Raw genomic sequence first — 14979 nt, 5'->3', positions numbered from 1 at the left:
GGTTTAATACAATGAGATCGTTAAAGTATCTTTCTCGTACAACGAGTGGAGCGTAGCTTCACTGCCGACGATTTCGACGCTGATCAGCGATCGGATACAGTTTTTCAAGGCATTTTTACCCGTTGTAACCTTGCGGTTCAGGACATCAGACAACTTTTCGATTGCTTTTTTATTCGTATCGGTTAAATAAACGGGAATTGTGCGGTTATTAAAGAGAATCATTGTTTTCATAGGGGAATGCCTCCATTCCATTAATAGACTTTGATATAACATATACGGATAAAACCTGCAGAAGGTTTCGCCCGAATTTTAATTAGCTTACTTTTTTACTACTTTGGCGATAAATCTGGACTATAGACGGGTCGCTTACATTCGCTAGAAGTTAACTAATGATCTTATTTTAAGCGACAAAGATTAAGATAATCTTAAAAAATGGTTATGATTTCTTTACAATTCAAGGAATCTGCGGCCGCGAGGATGCAAATGAGGACAAGATAAGCGGCTCAAACGGAAGAAATGGCAAAATCGCATAAAAAAAGAGTAATAAGACAACTGTTTTTTTGTTCACCGCAACCCGTATAATGAGAATCGTAAAGATTATGAAAAATAGACGGCTACAAGGAATTGAATGATAAAGGAGTGCTTGTCAAATGACACGTCCGGGTATCGGTTTACAAATGTATACGCTTCGTGAAGAAACAGCTCAAGATTTTGAAGGTACATTGCGCAAAGTTGCGGCAATGGGTTATGAAGGCGTCGAATTTGCCGGTTACGGAGATATTCCTGCCGAACAAATGAAAGCGCTGCTAGATGAGCTTAATCTGGTTGCAATCGGCAATCACGTACCTCTCGTGAACCTTGAAACAAAGATCGATGAGGAAATTGCTTATTTGACTACAATCGGTGCGAAATATGCGATCTGCCCATGGCTTCCTGTTGAAGTCCGCGATGCGGATGCCTGGAAGAAACATCTTGTAAACTTCGCGGAATACGGAAAGCGATTCCAAGAAGCAGGCATTGTTTTCTGCTACCATAACCATGAATTCGAATTCGAAGTTGAGATCGATGGACAAGTCGTATTCGACAAGCTGTACGAAACAGTAGGCGCTGACCTGCTGCAAGTCGAGATGGATCTTGGCTGGGTGCAATATGCAGGCCGCGATGTGCTTGAATATATCTCGAAATATGCCGGCAGACTGCCGCTTGTTCACTTGAAGGACTTCGTTAAAAATACAGAAAAAGCTGAAATCGACACGGTTGAACTTGGCCGCGGCGATCTGGATCTGCTTCCGCTTATCAAGCAATCGGAGCAGGCAGACGTAAAATGGCTGATCGTTGAGCAGGACCGCTGCGCGAATCCGCCGCTTCAATCCGTTGAAGAAAGCATCAACTGGCTGAAAACGAACTATTTGAACCAATAATATTCGACTTTTGACTATAGAAGAGGCAGGGGAAAATAATGAGCAAAGTAAGAGTAGCAGTAATCGGTTGCGGTTCCATCTCCAAACATCGTCATATTCCTGAGTATGCTGGCAACGAAAATGTAGAATTGGTTGCATTCGTTGATCCGGTAATCGAGCGCGCGGAAGAGTATGCCGCAAAACATGGCGGCAAAGCTTACGCCGATTACGAAACCATGCTGGCTGAAGTTAAGCCGGATGCGGTAAGCGTATGTACGCCTAACTACCTGCATGCTTCCATGTCGATTGCGGCAGCTAACGCTGGGGCGCATGTCCTGGTTGAGAAGCCGATGGCAGTAACGGACGAAGAAGCGGCCGCAATGATCGAAGCTGCTGCGAAAAACGGCGTGAAGCTGATGGTGGGACATAACCAACGTCTGATGCCTCCGCACGTAAAAGCAAAACAAATTCTTGAGTCCGGCGTTCTTGGCCGCGTTCTGACTTTCCGTACATCGTTCGGCCACCCTGGTCCGGACGGCTGGAGCATCGACGGCGCGGGAAGCTGGTTTTTCCGCAAGCCTGAAGCTATCATGGGCGCAATGGGTGACCTTGGCGTGCACAAATCCGACCTGATCCGTTACCTGTTGAACGATGAAGTATCCGAAGTTGCAGCATTTATCGGTACAATCGACAAAGCAGGCGACGTAGACGATAACGCTAACGTTGTTGTACGCATGCAAAGCGGCGCAATCGGTTCCCTGGTTGCAAGCTGGACGTACTACAAAGGCGAAGACAACAGCACGGTTCTGTGGTGCGAAAAAGGCGTTATGAAGATCGGCACGCATCCTGAAGATCAAGTTATCGTTGAGCTTCGCGACGGATCCGTTGAAAAGCATAAAGTCGGCGAAATCTCCACAAACACGAAACAGCTGTCGAGCGGCGTGGTGGATGCATTCATCGATTCGATCGTTAACGACACGGTACCGGCAATCCCGGGCGAAGAAGGCCGCAAATCGCTTAAAGTTATCCTGAGCGCATTTGAATCCCAAGCAACAGGCCAATTCATCAAAGTAAACTAATCGCTATATATTGAAGAAACTCCTCAAGAGACTGCCCGAAAAGGCGGCTTCTTGGGGAGTTTCTTATTTATTATCCTTCTTTTTTGAAACCGCTTTCTTAAAGGATTCTAATGTTTCGATCTCCTAGAGTTGAAATATTCTTACAGCTCTGCGGAATCGCCAACAGCCGCCTGAATTTGCGGTTTTGGCGAGAAATGAGCACATTCTCATAAAGACGCTCAACCACCTGTTTTTACAGTGAAAACGCGTAACTTACCAGTTTTTGTGCCATGAAACAAGTTCGAAACACATGTTACGATAAGTGGCGTCGGAGGGCAAGTGATTAACAAGTTAACACGTTACAAGCCAACAACATTTATACCACATACAATTTTAGGAGGATGAAATCATGAAGATGCAAACATTACGAGTGGGTGTCACTAGCTTAGCAGCAGCGGCTTTGATCAGCATAGGTGTAACGACTCCAACTGCAGGTGCAGCACCAGCTGTGAAGACGTACTCCACAAATTGCAATAATATTTCGATGGATACAATTAATCAAATCGCTCAGCAATACGGTATCGACCTTAGCAAAATCACTTTCGGCGGCATTACAATTAAATTGCCTACGGAAGTAACGCAGCCAAGCACGGGTACCGGCAACACAACAACGCCAACTAAACCAACAACGCCAACAACACCGGCTAAGCCAACAACACCAAGCACGGGTACTGGCAACACAACAACGCCAACTAAACCAACAACACCAACAACACCAGCTAAGCCAACAACACCAAGCACAGGTACAGGCAACACTGGCAGCGGTACAGTATCGCAAAGCGAGTTCGCATCCCAAGTTGTAACGCTTGTTAACAAAGAGCGTGCTAATGCGGGTCTGAAAGCTTTGACATCTGACGCTCTTTTGACTAAAGTAGCTACGGCAAAAGCGCAAGACATGTACCAAAACAACTACTTTGACCATAACTCTCCAACTTACGGTTCGCCGTTTGACATGATGAAATCGTTCGGCGTGACTTACAACTACGCTGGCGAGAACATCGCTATGGGTCAAAAATCGCCAACTGAAGTTATGACTGCTTGGATGAACAGTGCCGGTCACCGCGCTAACATTCTGAACGCAAACTACACGAAAATCGGCGTAGCTTACGTGAATGGCGAGTGGGTACAAGAATTCACGGGCTAATTCTTCAATACGGTTATTGAAGTCATGTAAACCGGAAGAACCAAGCGTCAGGCGGTTCCGCCTGACGCTTTTCTTTTCTTCACATAAGCAAGGCATCCGTACTTAAATACGCAGAAACCAGGGGGACAACACAAATGAAGAAAGCTTCGATGATGACAACGGCGGTACTCGGCTTATCTCTTATTTTTGCCACAGGATCGGTTCATGCGGCCAGCAAAACGCATACGGCTGTTGAGGGCGATACATTCTGGAAGCTCTCGCAGAAGTACAGCGTGTCGGTTGATAAACTCATGAAAGCGAATGCAAAGATTAATCCTTTGAATATTTACGCTGGTCTTAAGATCGTTATCCCGACAACAACAACTGCAGCAAAAACGACAACTGCCAAGGCTGCAGCTGCAAAAGCAACTACGGTTACCGCGCAAAGCGTTACGGACCAAGCGGGCACGATCCATACGTTCAGCAAGCAGCTTAGCATTCAAGCAACGGCTTACAGCGGCGACGCTTCCGAGAACGGCGGCTGGGCGGGCCTCGACTACTTCGGCAATAAGCTGAAGGTAGGCACGGTTGCGGTTGACCCTAAGGTTATTCCGCTTGGCACAAAGCTTTACGTTACGGGTTATAATTCCGATGGCCTGCCAACAGGCGGAATGATCGCGACTGCATCCGATGTTGGCGGCGCGATTAAAGGCAACCGCATCGATATTTATTTGCCGGGCACGCCTGCGGAGGTAAGCAATTTCGGCATTCAAAACGTAAAAGTATATGTTCTGAAGTAGTAAGGTAACCGGCAGCCGAGAGGCTGCCGGTTATTTCGTTTTATCGGCGGATTTGTTCAGCAGTTCAGGAAGCGTGACAAATTTGTAGCCCTTTTTTCTAAGCTGCGTGATAAGTACGGGCAGAGCTTCGATTGTCCCGGACAGATCCTGTCCGTATCCGCCTCCTGCATGCTGCAGGACTATGGAGCCCGGCTGCAGAGTCTTCTTGATATTATGCAGAACGATGCTGCTATTGGGATTGTTGCGCCAATCAACGGAGTCTACATCCCAATTGACGACGGTATATCCGCTTTTGCCCGACCATGCCACTTGATCCGGGCGCATCTCTCCGTAAGGAGGACGTACGAATCGGGGGTGATACCCGATAATGTTGCTTACGATCGCATCCGTCCGCCAGATCTGGGTATGGAATTCCCGGGAATTAAGCTGTGACAAGACGGCATGATTGTAAGAATGATTTCCTATGACATGCCCCTCGCGATGGATACGCCGGACTAGGGCCGGATGTTTGACCGCGCGGGATCCAACAACAAAAAAGGTTGCGCAAACATCGTAGCTGGCTAGTACATCCAGAATTTGAGGCGTAAACCTTGGGTCAGGCGCGTCATCAAAAGTTAGGGCTATTCGCTTGGCGTTTCTTGGACCGCTCAGGATAAACGTATTGGGAAACTGCTTATGCATCCTTACCCAGGACATATCCGCCGTCTTTTTCTTTTTTTGCTTTGCGGGTGCAGAGGCATAGGTTTGCTCTGCGGAAGCAAACAGCAAGACGATGGTAAGCGCTAAAGCAAGCCATCGTCTGAAACTGCCAGACAAAGTCGGCATTCCCTTCATTCGTTTATAGCCTCCGTTTCTTATGTAGTCGCCAAGCTATTTTTCCCCGATAAAAGAGAGAACATGCGTTTAATAAAAACAGCCGCATCCGGTAAGCCGGACGCGGCTGTTCGTCATAATTGTCTTACTTCATCTTGAATACTTGAATCGTGCGTTGAAGCTGAGTAGCCATATTGAGCATTCGCTCCGTCTCTTGCACAACACCTTGCACGGAAGAAATCTGCTCATTCATCGACGCGGATACCTGCTGGGTGCCGGCTGCGGATTCCTCCGTAATCGCGGAAATATTTTGGATGGCGTCCGAAATCTTGCGTGCGCTCTCCAGCATTTGATCGCTTTCGCTGGCGAATGCCGCAATCTGCTGCGTAATGAATTGAACGCTTTGAACGATCTCGGCAAATACCATCTCGGATTCGCGGATCCGCTCCGTCTGAAGCTTAACGACCTCTTCATTAACCTTCATGTGATTGATCGTTTGTTTAATGCCTTGATCGATACTTTTCACAAGGCTGAATACTTCCTTCGTGGAAACCGTGGCTTCTTCGGAAAGCTTGCGGACTTCCTGGGCGACTACCGCAAAGCCGCGGCCATGTTCTCCGGCACGGGCAGCCTCGATGGAGGCGTTAAGCGAGAGAAGGTTGGTCTGTTCGGCAATATCGGAAATGGCCGTAGTCATCGCCGTAATGCCCTGCGCCTTGCGGGCCAGATCGGTGATCGTCTCGGATACCTTCTCCGTGGCTTCCACGTTGCGGCGCATCCCTTCGGATTGTGCTTCCAGCGCTCCTCGTCCTTTGTCAACGAGACTCAAGGTGAATTCGGAGCGTTCGTTCATCTCTTTCGTCGCATGGGCATAATTCGCGACTTTCTTCTCGATCTCGGCAATGGATTCGCTCATGTCCGCAACATCCTCGGAAATTTCGTTAGCACCCGTAGCCAGCTCGTTCGAAGAGGCGGCGACTTGCTCCATCGCGATCTGAATATGGTTGTTTTTATCAAAAATATTGCGGCTTGTTTCGGATACATGCCTTGTAATATTAGAGGTTTCGGTCAAAATATCGCGCAGCTTGTCCACCATGCTGTTGAAGGCATGGCCCACTTCGCCAAGAGACGCATTTGCAGCCGTATCGATTCGTTGCGTGAAATCGCCTTTGGAGATCCGGAACGCCGCGTTTGACATCTCTTCAAAGGAGGAGTTTAAAGCCTTCTCGATAAAGCCGACAGTCGGGTAAGCGAGAATCGCCAGTACCACCGTTACGATAAGGCCGGCCAGGATGGAGCCCCCACTGAATAAAATTACCAGGTTCAGCGCGATTGCAACTAGGACCAAATTTAAATAAATGGAGGTCATCAGCTTACTTCTAACGGATAAGGAATAGTACCATTGGCTCATTATGTAAGCGCTCCTTTTTATAGAATAACCATATTATAGCATCAGCGGTGAAATTGGTCTATAAATGTCGAATAAGATCGAGAAATTGATTGTCAAGAATAGATGTAATTGCGCGATAATTGTAAAAAATTATAATTTACTATATTGTAAATTTATTGAAAAGATTCTATAATCAGACTTGAGAACTAGTTGGAATCAACTAATTTTCAATATTTTTAGGGTAGAAAGGAGGAGAAATTATATGAATATAGATGCTATGCCATTGGCACGGCAAGTTGATTTTGTTTTTCGCCAATTAGAAGAGGAACTTACAAATGCGGTTGGAGGGACGGTTCATATTCACATCCGGAACAATGCGGTAGGCAAATTCGGCCTTCGGCATAATCCGATTGAGACTAGGAACGGCAAGCTGGAGCAAGAAGGTGAAGGTGGAATGACACCAACCCAGGTCCAGGCGTTTCGCAAACTCGCGATTGATGCTTTGAAATTGAGAAGGAATTGGACGCATGGCGAAATTATGTATGATTTCGCTGTCCGGCAGAACGCGGGCACCTGGTCGGCTAGCATCTGTTACGAATCTAATTATAATACAGCCAACTGGAATTATCGTTACCAGCAGCCGAAGCATCAAATGCTGCGGGAAAAGAATAACGATCATACCGGCTTTGATTTTTAGGCTATAGCCATTATGCATTCGAACAGCCGTGCAGGGTTTCCTGCACGGCTGAATTTTATTGCCGGCTATTTCACTTCGTGGCTTCCGGAATGCAGATGGGGAATTCCGCCGCTGTTGACCTCATGTTCCTGTGCGGCCGCGGGGAGCAGGAAACCAAGCAATAACGGAAGAAGGAACAGTCCGTAGACAAGAAGGCTTTTTAGAGGAGACATGGAATGGTCATGATCATGATCGTGGCTATGGTCGTGATCATGATGGGAATGATCATGGCCGCATTCCTCGCAATCCGCAGGGGGCTTACGCTGCATGGCGAGCATGGCTTGGTGGATGGCGGCGGCGTTCAGGACGATAGCCGACAGCTTGACATAAAGCTCCATCCGGGGGGCTACATACAGCGGCAGCTGACCTAAACGTTCGAGGTAAATGATGAGGAAAGCAAATCCCGCGAGAAAGCCTGCCCGTATCCAGTTATGATTCATCGCAGCACCTCCAGGAGCCATACGCTGGCCAGCACAAGGGCAAAGGTCAACAGCGTAATCGAAAGAACGATCCGCGCGCGGAACGCGGACAGCATCATCATCGTATTTTTCAAATCAATCATCGGGCCGAACACAAGAAAGGCGAGCAGCGGACCATGATCGAACATTCCTCCAAACGATGCGGCGATAAAAGCATCCGAGGTCGAGCAGATGGACAGCAGGAAGGCAAGCCCCATCATGAAGAAATAGGAGAGAACGGGCTGGTCCGCAACGGCCTCAAATGCCTGACGGTCAATAAAAGACTGAATAACGGCCGTAAGCAGTGCGCCAAAGATCAAATATTTGCCCATGTCAAAAAACTCGTCCGAAGCATGGCTAAGCGTTGCCGACAGCCGCCGGCTTTTTTTAACCGGGTTGGGGGCATGCTCATGATGGTCATGATGGTCATGGTGATGATTATGTTCATGCTCATGGCGATGCGCAGGGATGTTGCCGGATGATTCTTTAAGAGGGCTGCCTTTCATGAACCGGTGAAGAAGAAGGCCGATAATAACGGTAACGATAAAGGCGATGATAAGGCGGTCGTAGGCCATTTGCGGCTCCAAGCGGAAAGCGGCGTAAGTGGAAGTAAAGACAATCGGATTAATAATGGGGCCGGCCAGCAAGTACACAATTCCGATATAAGCGGGCATGCCTTTCCGGATTAAGCGCCGCACGACGGGAATCATCCCGCACTCGCATAACGGGAATACGAGACCAAGCAGTGCGCCAAAAAGAATACCAACCATGTGGTGCTTGGGCGTCAGCCTCCGGATCATCTCGTCAGTCACGAACACCTGGAGCAGGGCAGAGAAAATAACGCCAAGCAGGATGAATGGAAAAGCTTCTAATATAATGCTTAAAAACACAATTTTGAACTCTTGCGCGCCATCGGACTCGAGCAGAGCGAGGGTCCAGGGTTGTCCAGCCAGTATTAGGCAAACCATCGCAAGACATCCGATACCCAGCAGCGGGGTCCCGAATCGGAATAACATGTTCAGCATGAGCCAACCTCTCTTTGTACCAGGAAATGATTACGTTAGTAACCAGCTTATGCTGGGCTTGGCCGCTATAGGACAACTTTTGAAGGCCGGGCTTGACATGGCGGTAGAGACTTGCGCTATAATCAGGGTACGAAAGGCGATGAAGGGAACAAGTAAGCACAGGGGTTAATGCGTAACAGAGAGCTGGCGGACGGTGCAAGCCAGTGCAAGCCTGATTGCTGAATGGATCCCGGAGCCGATAGCGGAACACAGACTATTGAAGTGCTGTCTATGCTTATCCGGCCGTTCCCCGTTACGGAACAATGAAGGCTTGTTGTCTTTAGCCCGTCCGATGAATATCGGATATCCGCGGGAAGCAACGAGTAAATTAGGGTGGCACCACGGTTCCCTCGTCCCTTGCGGCGGGGGATTTTTTGCGTTCACATACGCATTAGTAACGGATTAGAAGAAGAGAAGGGGACGAACTTTTATGAAAAAAGTACTTTCTGGCATTCAGCCGAGCGGACAGCTTACGCTTGGCAACTATATCGGCGCCATGCAGAACTTCGTGAAGCTTCAGGAAACGGAAGAATGCTTCTTTATGGTCGTGGATCTTCATGCGATTACCGTGCCTCAGGAGCCGGCTATGTTCCGTGAGCAGATCGAATCGGTTGCGGCATTGTTTATCGCTGCGGGCCTCGACCCGGCTAAATCAAACATTTTCGTGCAGTCCCATGTGCGCGCGCATGCCGAGCTGGGCTGGATTATGACGACTCTTACGGGTATGGGCGAGCTTGAGCGCATGACGCAATTCAAAGACAAGTCTGCGGGCAAGGAATCGGTTGGCGCGGGGTTGTTCGTTTATCCTTCGCTTATGGCCGCGGACATTCTGGTGTACAATGCGGACCTTGTTCCGGTAGGCGACGATCAAAAGCAGCATCTGGAGCTTACCCGTGACCTGGCAAGCCGCTTTAATTCCCGATTCGGAGAATACTTCACGGTTCCCGAGCCTTATATTCCGAAGACTGGGGCAAGAATCATGTCGCTTGACGATGCGAGCAAGAAGATGAGCAAGAGCAATCCGAATGCCGGCAGCTATATTGCCCTTCTTGACGAGCCAAGCGTCATCCGCAAAAAAATCAGCCGCGCCACTACGGACTCCGGCCGCGAGGTGAAATACGATCCGGCGAACAAACCGGAGATCAGCAACCTGATCAGCATTTACTCGCATTGCGCGAACATGACAATTGCCGAGGTAGAAGCCCGTTACGAAGGTCAGGGCTATGGGCCGTTCAAGAAGGATCTGGCCGAGCAGGTCGTCAATGTTCTTGAGCCTCTGCAGCAGAAATACAAAGCGATCCGCGAATCCGGCGAGATCCATGCGATCCTGAAGCAAGGCGCAGAGCGCGCATCGGAGCTTGCGGACCGCACGCTTGCCGGCGTCAAAGAAAAAATGGGCTTCCTTGCACCGCGCGGATAATCATAAAACAAAAGGCTGGCGCTATTAAGCGTCAGCCTTTATTTTCGTTACGGCGTCGGATTCTTGCTTTTACAACAAAACCTCCGCCAATCATGCACAGAGTGAGAATCGCAAACAGTATGGCCAGCCAGGCGTTAAAAGATATCGAAATCGCGGTAGCGCACATAAGCAGCACAGAGACGATAGCGAAGAACAAAGACAGTGGTTTAGACAAGGTGTTAACTCTCCTTTACGGATGCTTAATAATATTTTTTTGAGCTTAGCATATTTTGCGTCAACATGCTCATAATAAGCTTGCAAGCTTGCAAAACATCACAGCTCTTAACTGAAGGGAGATTATCAGCATGGCTAGCAACAAATCGAGCAATCAATTGGTGGTTCCACAAGCACAAGCCGCTCTTAACCAAATGAAAATGGAAGCTGCTTCGGAGCTTGGCGTACAAATCCCAGCGGACGGTTACTACGGTAACGTCACATCTCGCGATGCAGGTTCCCTGGGCGGATATATCACGAAGAAACTTGTCCAAATCGCTGAACAACAATTGTCCGGCGGCAGCTTCCGCTAAACGTTTATAAATACACAACGCTTCAATGGAAGCCAAGAAGCTCAAGGGTAAAACCTTGAGCTTTTTCCATGTGCAACAAGCCAGCATGATAACAAAAAAAAAGCCCCTTCTTATTGTGCGTCAGGGGCCATCCTTCGTCAAGTTAATAAGAGTTCATGCGCAGCCGTTTCGTTAAGCGGTCGTCGCTTAACCAACCGACATACGAGCCAACCGTTTCGTATTCCTTGTTCATGAGCAGTACGGCAACAAACGGAAATTGCTTGCGATGCCGGTAACGGACATCCGACCAGCGGACTTCATAACCCCAAGGATGCTCCTTCACTTCGGCGCAAGCAAATTTGGTGAAATACAAAAAGCTGCGAATCGCGTTGTCGTTTCTGGATTTGGCTACGGCAGGATGATCGGAGCAGCGGACATTGTCCAGCCATCTGAGCTTGTTCCCGCGAAGGTCCCCGATAACAAAGCTGCCGTCGGCAGCTCGCTTTACGATATTCCAATGCGACAGCGAGATCGTTGGAATGGCGATATAGCCTTGTGTTCCATCCGGTTCAGGGTCCAGGGAATGGAGCCTGCGGAGCGTACTTCTGTGTGCCAGCGTCCGCCATGTATAATAGATGATGGTAAACAGGTACAAAACCGGAAAGATGGCAACGGGACTAGCAAGGCCAAACGCCCAAATCAATATCGCAATGACATGAGTAGCGAAGATAACCGGGTCAAAGATATGGATGATATTCCATGAAATCCATTTCTCGGTAAACGGTCGCATGGCTTGGGTTCCGTAAGCGTTAAACAAATCGGTGAATACGTGAAGGCAGACGGCTAACAGCACCCAGGACCCGACATGCAGCCATGGCAGGCTGCCCCGGTAAACGAGCTGAAGCAATCCCGTAATTAGGATCGTCCAGATGGCGATAGCCGGTAAGGAATGGGAGATGCCTCGATGGTTCCGGATATAGCTGGCATTTCCTTTCAGCTTCAGAAAGGTGTCAAAGTCCGGAGCCTGCGAGCCGATGATGGTTCCGACCAAAACAGCGGCGAAGATGGATGGGTTGTTGGCGACAACGGGATCGACGCAAGCCAGTCCGGCGAGTCCGATCCCCATAACAAGATGCGTTCCTGTGTCCACGGCAAGACCTCCTAAAAATGATTGCGGGGGCTTTGAGTCAATTAGCTGTAGTATCAACGGAGGAGCTTTACTTTATCAATGGTAAATAGAAAGGGGTTAATGACGATCATGTACATTTGCTTTGCGGAATATAAAATCGCGGCGGGCGAGAGGGATGTTTATTTAGCCTATGTAAATACATTAATGAAGGAATCGGGGCGCAGCGTCCAATTATATGAAGGAACCGATCAATTCAACTTGTTTGTGGAGATCTGGACGGCCGCAACCGAAGCCGAAGCCGAAGCCATAAAAAAAGAACGCTGCGATGAGCGTTCTTCTTGGTACCGGGTTGCCGAATGGATTCCCGGCGGTGCGGACAAAATGCATGTATGGACATTCAAGCCGGCGGGGGCTGGCTCAAATGCAGGGTAGCGCTTAGCCTTCGCGGTTCGTCAGCGGAGTCGTATTCGTAATGGTACCGCCTTGGAACGGATACTCATACGCGATTTCGCCTTCAAACGTTACATAATCCAGATTCAAAGTGAGCAGCAGGTAACGCATGCCGGTGGAAGGATCGCTAATAATAATATGGTCGCGGCCGGCTGCTTCAATAATGCCGCGGAATACTTTGGCGTTCCATTCGCGGTTGTTCTCGTAAGTCATGTAGAAAGTAGCCATTTTGCCGCGGTTAAGGCGCAAAATGTTCTCTACATAAGATTCTTCCACACCCACTGTTACAATGTTTCCACCTGTTGGCGTAATGAACGAACCGCTAGGCACCTGCGGAGGCGATTGCGTTCCAAGCGTTTGAGCTGGCATACCTGGCATACCTTGCATAGTTGGCATGCCTGGCATACCTTGCATACCTTGCATACCTGGCATTACAGGCATAGGCATTGCCATATTAGGCATTGTTGCGGCAGGAGACACGCCGGTTGGGAAGCCGCCGTAACCGCCGCCTGCAAATGGGCTTACTCCACCGTAACCGCCAGTGCTAGCCGGACTTACTGCATTTTTGTAACCATAACCGTAAGACATGCTGTTGATCCTCGCTTTCAATCTTTGAAATTTGTTGATTGATCCATACATTCGTTGACAAATTCTACTTTCTGGTTATTCCTTGTCGCGTGCGCTCTGTTAAAAGAAACCTTTTTTGCTTGCGTAGCCTCAAAGCCTCCGGGATTCTAATGCTGACGACTGCCGTATGTTCGGGCTCTTTTGCTCCCCTTCAACCTATACAGAGCTGGGCACTTGACTACATACCTATAGTATTGAAGGGCGGTCAAAAGGGTTACACATTTATTGTCACAATTTGAATGGCGAATTGATGAACAATGGCTCCTAACGTTGTCATGGCATCTATTTTTCTGTATGATTAAGAACGATTCATCAATGAAAATGTATAGGCGCGCGTGCTTGCGTGCCTTGTTGCATAACTCGGGAGGCTCGCTTCGTGTTGAAAGATTTAATTGCATTAACCAAACCACGGCTGCTCCGGCTTAATGTATTTGCCGCAATTGGCGGTTTCTGGGTCGCTTCAAAATGGGATATTGACTGGCTGACATTGCTGTGGGTCGTTATTGGCTCAGCGATTACGATAGGTTCGGGCTGCGTCATTAATAATTATTGGGACCGAGAGCTGGATAAGAAGATGGAGCGCACGAAAGACCGCGCATTGCCGATGGGCCGTTTGCAGCCTGGTTTTGTGCTCGGATACGGCATCGTTCTTGGCATCATCGGCCTTGCGATATTGTTTGTTCTGGTAAATCCGGTTACGGGCTGGCTTGGTTTTTTAGGCTGGTTTGTTTATATCTTCATCTATACAATCTGGTTGAAACGCACGTCCACCTGGAGCACGTCGATTGGCGGTATTTCCGGGGCAATGCCTCCGGTGCTTGGCTATTGCGCGGTGACGAATGAAGTGGATATGGGAGCATGGCTGCTGTTTGCCTTCTTGTTCCTGTGGCAGCCGGCGCATTTCTGGTCGCTTGCTATCCGCCGGGTAGAGGAATACCGTACAGCCGGTTTCCCGCTGCTGCCGGTGGTGAAAGGGATTAAACGGACGAAGCTGCAAATGATTCCGTATGTCGTCCTTCTGATTCCAACCTGTGTACTGCTATACACCTACGGATACACGGGCATTGTATTTCTGATCCTGTCTGTGATTGCCGGGGTTGTTTGGGCTGTTCATACGATTCGAGGCATAAAAGCGGAAAATACCGAGAAATGGGCGAAGGTTAACTTCCTTATTTCCGTTAACTATTTAATGGTTGTCTTTATTGTAATGATGGCAAATACCGTGAAGTAATCTGTTTAGCCAGGATGATTCCTTTTAGGGAGGACGAGAACCGAAATGGCATTTCTCAAAAAGCACAGCTTCAAATTCGCTGTACTGGCGCTTTGCTTGGCAATGGGCATTTATTTATTCATTACGAACTACTCGCAGTCGAGCGGCGGCAGTAAAATGCCCGTTCAAATGGCTGCTCCGTCATTTGCATTGAAAGATATTAACGGCAATGAGGTTTCGCTGGATTCCACAAACGGAAAAGCGAGGCTGGTCTACTTCTATTGGGCAAGCTGTCCGGATGTATGCCCTCCAACAACGTTTATGATCTCCGAGGCAGAGGACCAACTCCGTGAAGCAGGGCTTCTCGGCACGAAAGCCGAGCTGATCTCGATTACTTTCGATCCGGCTCATGATACGCCTGATGTCATTCGAGACTTCGCAACCCGCAACTTTGCGCAGCTGGATGAAGGGGGCTGGGACTTTCTGCGCGGCGATGATGAGGAAGCCTCGATCAAGCTGGCAAGAGATTTTGGCGTCAGCGTGAAGAAGGATGAGGCCAACAATTCATTCATACATATGAATGTCATTACGCTCGTTGACAAGAAGGGCCAAATACGCAAATGGATTAACGGCAGCGATGAATCCCTTACGCCCGAGAGCTTGGTGTCGGATTTGAAGCAGCTCGCGAAGGAATAA

18 protein-coding genes and 1 other annotated feature are annotated in these 14979 nt (G+C 48.7%); of the genes, 10 read left to right on the top strand and 8 right to left on the bottom strand.

The genetic code is table 11. From position 1 onward, the window contains the following. Positions 1 to 3: 3 nt before the first annotated feature. Positions 4 to 231, bottom strand: coding sequence for a hypothetical protein (locus ACR9FF_RS23865; RefSeq protein WP_015846443.1), 228 nt, complete (start codon positions 229 to 231; stop codon positions 4 to 6). A 419-nt stretch (positions 232 to 650) separates the two neighbouring features. Between ACR9FF_RS23865 and ACR9FF_RS23860 the strand changes: the two genes are divergently transcribed. The 4 genes from ACR9FF_RS23860 to ACR9FF_RS23845 all read left to right on the top strand — a co-directional run bounded on the left by ACR9FF_RS23860 (position 651) and on the right by ACR9FF_RS23845 (position 4441). After that, positions 651 to 1421 carry a sugar phosphate isomerase/epimerase family protein gene (locus ACR9FF_RS23860; protein WP_201007957.1) on the top strand — a complete coding sequence of 257 codons (771 nt, stop codon included), beginning with the start codon at positions 651 to 653 and terminating at the stop codon, positions 1419 to 1421. Between the two features lie 38 nt (positions 1422 to 1459). Further along, complete coding sequence (locus ACR9FF_RS23855; RefSeq protein ID WP_127495602.1) at positions 1460 to 2479, top strand: Gfo/Idh/MocA family protein; 1020 nt, start codon at positions 1460 to 1462, stop codon at positions 2477 to 2479. 388 nt (positions 2480 to 2867) lie between these two features. Then, positions 2868 to 3662, top strand: a complete 795-nt coding sequence (locus ACR9FF_RS23850) for a CAP domain-containing protein (RefSeq protein ID WP_435165484.1) — start codon at positions 2868 to 2870, stop codon at positions 3660 to 3662. A 134-nt stretch (positions 3663 to 3796) separates the two neighbouring features. Next, positions 3797 to 4441, top strand: coding sequence for a 3D domain-containing protein (locus ACR9FF_RS23845; protein ID WP_127495600.1), 645 nt, complete (start codon positions 3797 to 3799; stop codon positions 4439 to 4441). 30 nt (positions 4442 to 4471) lie between these two features. Here the strand turns inward: ACR9FF_RS23845 and ACR9FF_RS23840 are convergent, their stop codons facing one another. After that, complete coding sequence (locus tag ACR9FF_RS23840; protein WP_248761866.1) at positions 4472 to 5275, bottom strand: polysaccharide deacetylase family protein; 804 nt, start codon at positions 5273 to 5275, stop codon at positions 4472 to 4474. 124 nt (positions 5276 to 5399) lie between these two features. After that, the gene (locus ACR9FF_RS23835; RefSeq protein ID WP_127495598.1) at positions 5400 to 6665 is read right to left on the bottom strand and encodes a methyl-accepting chemotaxis protein; all 1266 of its coding nucleotides are present in this window, start codon (positions 6663 to 6665) and stop codon (positions 5400 to 5402) included. 241 nt (positions 6666 to 6906) lie between these two features. On the opposite strand from ACR9FF_RS23835, the gene ACR9FF_RS23830 reads away from it, so the two are divergent. After that, on the top strand, positions 6907 to 7341 hold the full coding sequence (locus ACR9FF_RS23830; protein WP_201007961.1) for an O-methyltransferase: 435 nt from the start codon (positions 6907 to 6909) through the stop codon (positions 7339 to 7341). A 65-nt stretch (positions 7342 to 7406) separates the two neighbouring features. Here ACR9FF_RS23830 and ACR9FF_RS23825 read toward each other — a convergent pair whose 3' ends face one another. Together ACR9FF_RS23825 and ACR9FF_RS23820 are read right to left on the bottom strand one after the other, a co-directional pair. Continuing rightward, entirely contained in the window at positions 7407 to 7820 is a 414-nt protein-coding gene (locus ACR9FF_RS23825) for a DUF1980 domain-containing protein (protein WP_435165479.1), read from the bottom strand. Continuing rightward, positions 7817 to 8863: a permease gene (locus ACR9FF_RS23820; protein ID WP_435165477.1), complete on the bottom strand. Its 1047-nt coding sequence runs from the start codon at positions 8861 to 8863 to the stop codon at positions 7817 to 7819. Before ACR9FF_RS23820 ends, ACR9FF_RS23825 begins: the two co-directional genes overlap by 4 nt. Before the next feature lie 130 nt (positions 8864 to 8993). After that, positions 8994 to 9263: a binding site (T-box leader), on the top strand. Positions 9264 to 9332: 69 nt separating this feature from the next. On the opposite strand from ACR9FF_RS23820, the gene trpS reads away from it, so the two are divergent. Continuing rightward, on the top strand, positions 9333 to 10322 hold the full coding sequence (trpS, locus tag ACR9FF_RS23815) for a tryptophan--tRNA ligase (protein WP_435165474.1): 990 nt from the start codon (positions 9333 to 9335) through the stop codon (positions 10320 to 10322). A gap of 31 nt (positions 10323 to 10353) precedes the next feature. Here the strand turns inward: trpS and ACR9FF_RS23810 are convergent, their stop codons facing one another. Then, positions 10354 to 10536 carry a DUF5325 family protein gene (locus ACR9FF_RS23810; protein ID WP_127495593.1) on the bottom strand — a complete coding sequence of 61 codons (183 nt, stop codon included), beginning with the start codon at positions 10534 to 10536 and terminating at the stop codon, positions 10354 to 10356. Positions 10537 to 10666: 130 nt separating this feature from the next. Here ACR9FF_RS23810 and ACR9FF_RS23805 point away from each other — a divergent pair, with 130 nt between their 5' ends. After that, the gene (locus ACR9FF_RS23805) at positions 10667 to 10888 is read left to right on the top strand and encodes an alpha/beta-type small acid-soluble spore protein (protein ID WP_015846431.1); all 222 of its coding nucleotides are present in this window, start codon (positions 10667 to 10669) and stop codon (positions 10886 to 10888) included. A 142-nt stretch (positions 10889 to 11030) separates the two neighbouring features. On the opposite strand, the gene ACR9FF_RS23800 is transcribed toward ACR9FF_RS23805, so the two are convergent. Further along, positions 11031 to 12017 (bottom strand): metal-dependent hydrolase, encoded by a 987-nt coding sequence (locus ACR9FF_RS23800; RefSeq protein ID WP_248761920.1) that lies wholly within the window; start codon positions 12015 to 12017, stop codon positions 11031 to 11033. 78 nt (positions 12018 to 12095) lie between these two features. Between ACR9FF_RS23800 and ACR9FF_RS23795 the strand changes: the two genes are divergently transcribed. After that, positions 12096 to 12428 (top strand): hypothetical protein, encoded by a 333-nt coding sequence (locus ACR9FF_RS23795; protein WP_435165469.1) that lies wholly within the window; start codon positions 12096 to 12098, stop codon positions 12426 to 12428. 3 nt (positions 12429 to 12431) lie between these two features. On the opposite strand, the gene gerQ is transcribed toward ACR9FF_RS23795, so the two are convergent. Then, positions 12432 to 13034 carry a spore coat protein GerQ gene (gene gerQ / locus ACR9FF_RS23790; protein ID WP_435165466.1) on the bottom strand — a complete coding sequence of 201 codons (603 nt, stop codon included), beginning with the start codon at positions 13032 to 13034 and terminating at the stop codon, positions 12432 to 12434. 394 nt (positions 13035 to 13428) lie between these two features. Between gerQ and cyoE the strand changes: the two genes are divergently transcribed. Both cyoE and ACR9FF_RS23780 read left to right on the top strand, forming a co-directional pair. Then, complete coding sequence (cyoE, locus tag ACR9FF_RS23785; protein WP_435172198.1) at positions 13429 to 14304, top strand: heme o synthase; 876 nt, start codon at positions 13429 to 13431, stop codon at positions 14302 to 14304. A 45-nt stretch (positions 14305 to 14349) separates the two neighbouring features. Then, complete coding sequence (locus tag ACR9FF_RS23780) at positions 14350 to 14979, top strand: SCO family protein (protein ID WP_127495588.1); 630 nt, start codon at positions 14350 to 14352, stop codon at positions 14977 to 14979.

The organism is Paenibacillus glycanilyticus (genome assembly GCF_051200795.1).
GTDB lineage: Bacteria > Bacillota > Bacilli > Paenibacillales > Paenibacillaceae > Pristimantibacillus > Pristimantibacillus glycanilyticus.
This window is presented reverse-complemented; position numbering and strand designations above follow the sequence as displayed.

What these genes read in the sequence shown, in the direction of transcription:
- ACR9FF_RS23855 (WP_127495602.1), top strand. Translation starts at nt 1,460, where the DNA reads ATGAGCAAAGTAAGAGTAGCAGTAATCGGTTGCGGTTCCATCTCCAAA.
- ACR9FF_RS23805 (WP_015846431.1), top strand. Translation starts at nt 10,667, where the DNA reads ATGGCTAGCAACAAATCGAGCAATCAATTGGTGGTTCCACAAGCACAA.
- ACR9FF_RS23795 (WP_435165469.1), top strand. Translation starts at nt 12,096, where the DNA reads ATGGTAAATAGAAAGGGGTTAATGACGATCATGTACATTTGCTTTGCG.
- gerQ (WP_435165466.1), bottom strand. Translation starts at nt 13,034, where the DNA reads ATGTCTTACGGTTATGGTTACAAAAATGCAGTAAGTCCGGCTAGCACT.
- ACR9FF_RS23865 (WP_015846443.1), bottom strand. Translation starts at nt 231, where the DNA reads ATGAAAACAATGATTCTCTTTAATAACCGCACAATTCCCGTTTATTTA.
- ACR9FF_RS23830 (WP_201007961.1), top strand. Translation starts at nt 6,907, where the DNA reads ATGAATATAGATGCTATGCCATTGGCACGGCAAGTTGATTTTGTTTTT.
- ACR9FF_RS23835 (WP_127495598.1), bottom strand. Translation starts at nt 6,665, where the DNA reads ATGAGCCAATGGTACTATTCCTTATCCGTTAGAAGTAAGCTGATGACC.
- ACR9FF_RS23820 (WP_435165477.1), bottom strand. Translation starts at nt 8,863, where the DNA reads ATGCTGAACATGTTATTCCGATTCGGGACCCCGCTGCTGGGTATCGGA.
- ACR9FF_RS23840 (WP_248761866.1), bottom strand. Translation starts at nt 5,275, where the DNA reads ATGAAGGGAATGCCGACTTTGTCTGGCAGTTTCAGACGATGGCTTGCT.
- ACR9FF_RS23825 (WP_435165479.1), bottom strand. Translation starts at nt 7,820, where the DNA reads ATGAATCATAACTGGATACGGGCAGGCTTTCTCGCGGGATTTGCTTTC.
- trpS (WP_435165474.1), top strand. Translation starts at nt 9,333, where the DNA reads ATGAAAAAAGTACTTTCTGGCATTCAGCCGAGCGGACAGCTTACGCTT.
- ACR9FF_RS23860 (WP_201007957.1), top strand. Translation starts at nt 651, where the DNA reads ATGACACGTCCGGGTATCGGTTTACAAATGTATACGCTTCGTGAAGAA.
- ACR9FF_RS23780 (WP_127495588.1), top strand. Translation starts at nt 14,350, where the DNA reads ATGGCATTTCTCAAAAAGCACAGCTTCAAATTCGCTGTACTGGCGCTT.
- ACR9FF_RS23850 (WP_435165484.1), top strand. Translation starts at nt 2,868, where the DNA reads ATGAAGATGCAAACATTACGAGTGGGTGTCACTAGCTTAGCAGCAGCG.
- ACR9FF_RS23845 (WP_127495600.1), top strand. Translation starts at nt 3,797, where the DNA reads ATGAAGAAAGCTTCGATGATGACAACGGCGGTACTCGGCTTATCTCTT.